General features: G+C 41.8%; 6 protein-coding genes and 1 pseudogene. 2 read left to right on the forward strand and 5 right to left on the reverse strand.

Features of this window, described 5'->3' with window-relative positions; genetic code table 11:
• The first annotated feature begins 168 nt into the window (after window positions 1-168).
• Window positions 169-681 carry a flavin reductase family protein gene (locus AC075J_RS04405; RefSeq protein WP_476390065.1) on the forward strand — a complete coding sequence of 171 codons (513 nt, stop codon included), beginning with the start codon at window positions 169-171 and terminating at the stop codon, window positions 679-681.
• Here AC075J_RS04405 and AC075J_RS04410 read toward each other — a convergent pair.
• The 4 genes from AC075J_RS04410 to AC075J_RS04425 all read right to left on the reverse strand — a co-directional run bounded on the left by AC075J_RS04410 (window position 590) and on the right by AC075J_RS04425 (window position 5111).
• Window positions 590-1243, reverse strand: a complete 654-nt coding sequence (locus AC075J_RS04410) for a trimeric intracellular cation channel family protein (protein WP_008704940.1) — start codon at window positions 1241-1243, stop codon at window positions 590-592. The genes AC075J_RS04405 and AC075J_RS04410 overlap by 92 nt on opposite strands.
• A gap of 447 nt (window positions 1244-1690) precedes the next feature.
• Window positions 1691-2947, reverse strand: coding sequence for an RNA-guided endonuclease InsQ/TnpB family protein (locus AC075J_RS04415; protein WP_226852892.1), 1257 nt, complete (start codon window positions 2945-2947; stop codon window positions 1691-1693).
• A gap of 18 nt (window positions 2948-2965) precedes the next feature.
• Entirely contained in the window at window positions 2966-3376 is a 411-nt protein-coding gene (gene tnpA / locus AC075J_RS04420; RefSeq protein WP_008704942.1) for an IS200/IS605 family transposase, read from the reverse strand.
• Between the two features lie 229 nt (window positions 3377-3605).
• Entirely contained in the window at window positions 3606-5111 is a 1506-nt protein-coding gene (locus AC075J_RS04425; protein WP_256280395.1) for a hypothetical protein, read from the reverse strand.
• Window positions 5112-5475: 364 nt separating this feature from the next.
• On the opposite strand from AC075J_RS04425, the pseudogene AC075J_RS04430 reads away from it, so the two are divergent.
• Window positions 5476-5729: pseudogene (locus AC075J_RS04430) on the forward strand (IS110 family RNA-guided transposase); the annotation flags it as partial.
• Window positions 5730-6007: 278 nt separating this feature from the next.
• Here AC075J_RS04430 and AC075J_RS04435 read toward each other — a convergent pair.
• A partial coding sequence (locus AC075J_RS04435) for a hypothetical protein (protein ID WP_476390066.1) occupies window positions 6008-6925 on the reverse strand: 918 nt, incomplete at its 5' end.

Consider the following 6925-nt stretch of genomic DNA (forward strand, 5'->3'; position numbering starts at 1 on the left):
GTGCCGTTCATCAGGAAAAGTATCAGTATCTATTCCTATGTGCAAAAGCAAGTGATGATTTTGAAGCATTTATGAAATTAGCAGGATAATTTTGTGCATTTTTTCAAACTTGCTCATTTATAGCAGGATATATTATCCTGTCAATTGAATCTGAAAGGGGCTGTTGTAATGAGAAAAAAATTAAATATTACAGAAGGCATTTTTCCTATGCCTGTATTGATGGTTGCAACCTATAATGAAGACGGAAGCATCAATGTAATGAACGCTGCCTGGGGTACGATGCAGGAACGTGACACAGTTGCATTGAACCTTACCGAGACCCATAAAACCGTACAGAATATCAAAGCACGCGGTGCATTTACCGTCAGCATCGCGGATGCCGCACATGTAACAGAAGCTGACTATTTCGGTGTAGAATCCGGTAATCGCGAGCCTGATAAATTTGCCCGCAGCCGTCTGACCGCCACAAAATCTGAAACTGTAGATGCTCCGATTATCAATAATTTTCCTCCTCGAACAAAAAGACAGTCAGACAAACTCAGCCTGACTGTGCTAAATATTACCTGTCTGATTTTATACGGTATCCTTCCTATTCATGTGGTGACAGCCTGGGCAGATTCCAGCGGTAATGTGCTGCCAGATATCGGATCAGCACCACTACAATTGATGATACTACCATAGCCTGTACATTTCCCACAAATCGATTCATATATACGCATACAACTGCACCAATGATGGAGGCACAGGCATAGATATGTTTTACAAAAATATACGGCGGTACACTCGCCATCATATCTCTAAGCAGACCGCCGCCTACTCCCGTAATGGTTCCAAGAAATACAAGCAGGAACACATTGTCCATATATCCCTGGCGGATTCCTGTATTTACTCCTACTACTGTAAAAATCCCAAGCCCGACAGAGTCCATTGCCAGCATGATTTTATCGTAGGTCTCACGCCTGTGCCCCTGAAGCAATTCTCTCTTGAAATAAAAAATAAAGAAAACAATGCAGGAAGCAAGCACTGACACCAGTGCATATACAGGATTGGTAAATACAGCCGGAGGGATGATCCCCAGAACAATATCCCTGATCATTCCTCCGCCTACTGCTGTTGCAACTCCCAGAACGCTCACGCCGAAAATATCCATATTCCGTTCAACGCCCACCATCGCTCCGGAAGCAGCAAACGCCACTGAACCGGCCATTTCCATAACAAATGTTACAATTGACTGATAATCCATATTTGTTTTTTAACTCCCCATCCTATCTTTCTTTTATAATCCCAGAAAACAATGCAACTAATGCACTCCTGCAAAGCACGAAAGACAGGAAAATGCTGAACTGTCTTAATTGCATTATTTTCTGGAATTGCTATAAAAATATCAGTAAATCTCCGTTCATCACTTAATGTTTTCATAATTGAAGCAGGAGATTCCACTGAATTATCCAAGATAAAAAGTCGATTTTTTGAACGTCACGTGAAAGAGTCTTTACTCTCAATCAGTATCAGAAAATCGACTATTTATTCCATTTCATATAGATAAACTTATATACTTCGCGAACACCTTCAGCATAGTATAGTAAGTGAATTACTCGGCAACTGAGTTACCAGAGCATCTGAATTAAGGCGGGATACCGCCTTTTTTTCAGGGTGCATCCATGACACCACTACTGTTTGCTCTTTAGAGCTATACAGCTACTTTTATTATTTCCGGTGTTTTCAGTCCGGTTACGGACAGTTCTTTTTTTACTCCGGATACGGAGTGATATTTTCTCAGGATATTATATGCGCCTACGGCATCTGCGTTATAGGTTCTGTTTCCATCTCTGTACAACCCTCTCTCTTTCCGTTTGGACGGCTCTGCATATCTTTTCCCCACTTTCGGTGACAGCGGACTGCACTGGCTGGTATAACTTTCTTCCTGTTTTATAAAACGGATCCCATATCTTTTCAGCTTATATTCCAGCATGATGTAGATCCTGTTATACGGCAGGCTGTGGAACTTCTGGTTTGTCCTGTGTCCCAGGTCTTTTTCTCTCCGGATATTCCGGATATCCCCTGCAACGACACAGGTGATCCCCTGTTCCCGGCAGTATTCTGCAAGATACCTTGTGACCTTGTGCAGATAATCCGTTACTGAATCATGTTTTCTCTTATATAACTTCCTGATATGTTTTGATGTAGCCAGATACTTTACTCCCTTTCCGGACTGCTGCCCATACCACTGGGCCTGCACCCTTGCGATCTCTTTATGGAAATATCTTTCCAGTGCAAGGTACTTCCTGCCCAAGATAAACGTCTTACCGTTCCCGGAATCATAACACGTCATAAGATTATGGAGTCCCAGATCAATGGACAGTTCATGTCCGTTCTGTGGAAGTTCTTCCTGGCCAGAAACCTCATAAACAACAATAATTTTACAGTTTCCCTTCTCCGGCGGATAGATCCGCAGCTGTTTGATCTGATCCATGCCCCTGAAAATCTTATTTTCAAGGTAAAGAAAGTTTTCATGGATCTGATACGTTTCTTCCATATATTTTTTTAATGCCTTTGGAAGGGACAGGCGGACTCTGCCCGTATCCCGCTCATGCACGATCCCCATCTGCATATAGGTAATGGGGATACTTTCCTGCTTAAACCGCGGCGGTCTGGGAGTCTCGATCCCCCCGGATCTTTTCAGGGCATAAAAAGACTTCCATGCCTTGTCCAGCAGCTTGCAGACTTCCTGGGCCGTCTGGGACGGGAGCTGTTTATACCACAGATCCTCTTTATGGGCTTTTTTCTGATAATACCAGTCCGGATGCTGCTCTATCCCAGTTTCTTTGTAATGCTGACGCTCGTAATTACAGACATTCCAGAGCTTGGATGCTGCATAGCACATATGCCCGATGAGGTTCGCATATTCCCGGCTGACCTTTATGGATGTTTTCTTTGACAGCAGCATTTCCTCTCCTCCATAGTATCAGTACGCTTTGCTCTGATGTTCGATGTACCTGCGGATATTTTCTTCCGATACAGATCCGACCATTTCCACATAATAGGAATGGTTCCACAGCTCCCCTTTCCAAAGCTGGTTTCTTATTTCCGGAAAACGTTCGAAAAGTTTCCTGCCGGAGATCCCCTTCAGGTATTTCATGATCGCAGTTATGGATAATTTCGGAGGGGCTGACACAAAACAGTGTACATGGTCTCCTTCCCCACATTCAAACAGATGGACCGTAAAGCCCTTATCTTCTGCGATCTCCTGCACCAGTTTCTGCAGATATGCCTCGACCTCCGCACTTAATATCTTCCGCCGGTATTTTACCGACCATACCATATGGTAATTAATATTGCACACACAAGTGCGATAATGTATAAGATTTTCTTTCATACATATATGATACCATGATATCAAAAATTTCGCAATAAAATATCGAACATATTTTCTTTTTTATGATGCTGGATACAGCTTTTTATAGGGAGAAATTGAATGAAAACCGTTTTGTTATTTTTATTTATTATGAGTGCAGATATGCACAGTTTGCGCTTTCATCTCGGTAATTGAATTGCCGAGGATTCCCGCTTATTATCCTAAACAAGGGGCAGTTGTCTGTTTCTTTTTATTTTACCCTGATTCTTCTTCCCCAGGATACCCAGTCTCCGTAAGCTTTCCTTCCGTTAATTTTGACCCATGGGCGGACTTTCAGAGTATAGGTTCCGGGCTTCACGCCTGTAATCCTTGTATAGGTTGTCCGATTGTTCCGTTTATATACGGTGGTTCCGCCTGTAGATCTCAGTTCCATATCTGCTCTTGCAAATCCTTTTGGTACGCCAACTGTTACAGACACAGCTCCTTTACTTGTTTTTACAGTTTTAATCTTCACCCTCTCTGTGGGAATTCCGTTCTTTACTACTACTTTTACTGGATAACTCCATGCCCCAAACCTTTTCCCGGACACATTTCCATCATAATAATCCCTGTTGTACGCATGGATTCCCAGATAATACGTGCCGTTTTTTACATTTGTGAAGGTGATGGTCTTTGCATCCTGATTCTTCGCCACCTTCACATAATTCTCAGGTCTGTCAACCCAGCTTTTCTTTGTCAGAACCGCATCGAAACCTTCGCTGTTTGCGCAGTCATAAGCCGCTGCCTTAATAGTTGACCCCTGTACTTTCACATCTTTTATCGTTGCTCCTTCCGGATAAGGCGGTGCAATATGAGGACAATTCTGGGAAATTATATAAGATAATTCTATTCCTCCTGTGATGGAAACCTTAAAAATATCAGTAGCTACCTGTTCTTCCTTTTTCGGACGAAGATAAACCGTTGTACCTTCTCCGGGCATAATAACCCCCGTTTCATAATCATCAAGGTACGCCCAGAAATGTTCCGTATTCTCAAAATCAACCGTAACAGGATTTTTTCCATTGTTATATATCCATATACTGCGTTTTGGACACATAAACATATCCGGATCCGGATCTGTATTATCCCACCAGTCGTATTCTTCAGGGGTAATTGTGAGAAATCTCGTACCGCTATTCGGTCTGCAGTTCACCTCATAATCCTGATCAGATGCGCCGCGAATAAGAACCCGTATCCTACACTTCGCCTGAATGCCTTCTTCTGTTTCCATGACAAAGGTTTCTTCATGAATTCCCGGAGAAAGATTTTTCTTTACATAAATATCCGCTGCAACAGCTTCTCCGGGCTTAACCTTATTCCCAACTTCCATTGGAAACCTTCCCTGAAACGGATAATCAAACGGCTCAAGTGTAAAATCATTCAATTCTGAGATAGATTTGATATGCCAAGCCTCTGTGCCTGTATTTTTTATCTCCAGCCTTTCCCACCCCCAACCACTGCCGTTTACTCCAGTCTGTCCCAAATCAAGGATTTCACTAGAAACTGTCGCCTCATATTTCTCATATCTCATTTCACTGTCTGAATCCACAGTATCCTCGAAAATAGCTGAAGCTTCCGATACATCGCCTTCCTGCTCTGTGGTTTCCGAAATAAATGTTTCCTCTCCAGCAGAAAAATCGGCTGCCAATACCGGCTGACCGGTAACGATCACAGCAGAAAGAAACAGCGATAAAAATGTTTTGCCTCTCCTTCTCATAATACTTTGCCTTCTTTCCATCATTATACCTCGTTATCATGTTACGTTTATGTTAACATATTGTATCATATATGTAATATTTTTTCAACAATCTTTTTTATTTAACATATTTAACTATGCAGAAAAAGCGGCTTGAAAAGCCGCTTTTTTCTACCTTTGCAGGAACCCAATCTCTGTAAAGATAAGTTTCGTTATTTAAATTCAATGGAAGAAAATCTGTAGATGTAGATTTCTTTTGCATTGTGCGTTTTATTCCAAGCTTCAATAAGCAGTTTTCGTGTTTCATCATGCAACATAATAATCACCTCTTGACTCTATCATAGACCTGTTGTCAAGAATGTGCAGTATTTTTTGGGAGTGCTATAAGAAACATCCTGAATTTACAGACCGTTACCGTCGCATCAAAGCACGCCGTGGTCACAAGAAAGCCGTCATTGCTGCCGTATGATCCTGACCGCTATCTGGCACATACTCACAGATTTAAAGCCATATACACCGGAAGGTTTTCTTGACTCCCGTCCTGTGAATAAAGAAAAAGTGTTAACTACTTCACAGGCACTTAATCTGCTTAAGCAAAGAGGTTATTTTATCAAAGACGATCCTTTGTCAGTTTCCTGATTAGGTGTTGCGTTTATATTCAATTTTTCAGCCACCTAAAGATGGCTTATTTGTGATGTCAAAATTTATTCTCTATCCACTATCCCTTTGTTTCAAACTTTCAGTTTCCTATTATGTAATCAGTCCGTCTTTTTTGTCCGTTCTGTTTTTTTCTTCTGCTGTCTGGTAGCTCTCTTTCTGTTTTTCAGGTTTTGTAAAGTCAACTTTACAGAATTTACTTTTCTCTTTCTCAAACCAATTTAAACTTTTCTAAACAAGGGGCAGTTGCCTGTTTCTTTTTATTTTACCCTGATTCTTCTTCCCCAGGATACCCAGTCTCCGTAAGCTTTCCTTCCGTTAGTTTTGGCCCATGGGCGGACTCTCAGAGTATAGGTTCCGGGCTTCACGCCTGTAATCCTTGTATAGGTTGTCCGATTGTTCCGTTTATATACGGTGGTTCCGCCTGTAGATCTCAGTTCCATATCTGCTCTTGCAAATCCTTTTGGTACGCCAACTGTTACAGCCACAGCTCCTTTACTTGTTTTTACAGTTTTAATCTTCACCCTCTCTGTGGGAATTCCGTTCTTTACTACTACTTTTACTGGATAACTCCATGCCCCAAACCTTTTCCCGGACACATTTCCATCATAATAATCCCTGTTGTACGCATGGATTCCCAGATAATACGTGCCGTTTTTTACATTTGTGAAGGTGATGGTCTTTGCATCCTGATTCTTCGCCACCTTCACATAATTCTCAGGTCTGTCAACCCAGCTTTTCTTTGTCAGAACCGCATCGAAACCTTCGCTGTTTGCGCAGTCATAAGCCACTGCCTTAATAGTTGACCCCTGTACTTTCACATCTTTTATCGTTGCTCCTTCCGGATAAGGCGGTGCAATATGAGGACAATTCTGGGAAATTATATAAGATAATTCTATTCCTCCTGTGATGGAAACCTTAAAAATATCAGTAGCTACCTGTTCTTCTGCTTTCGGAAAAACCTGAATTATCGTATTTTCCCCCGGCATAACAACTCCCGTGTCTTCGTCAATATAGAACCATGCCCTGAAATGTTCCGTATCCTCAAAATCAACTGTGACAGGTTTTTGCCCATTGTTGCATATTGTAATCAACCGTGATGGGCACATCAACATATCCGGCTCTGGTTCTACATCATCCCATGAATCGTACTCTTCCTGAGTAATTGTGAGAAATCT

It is taken from the genome of Blautia sp. ZXY-1-C6, assembly GCF_056339875.1.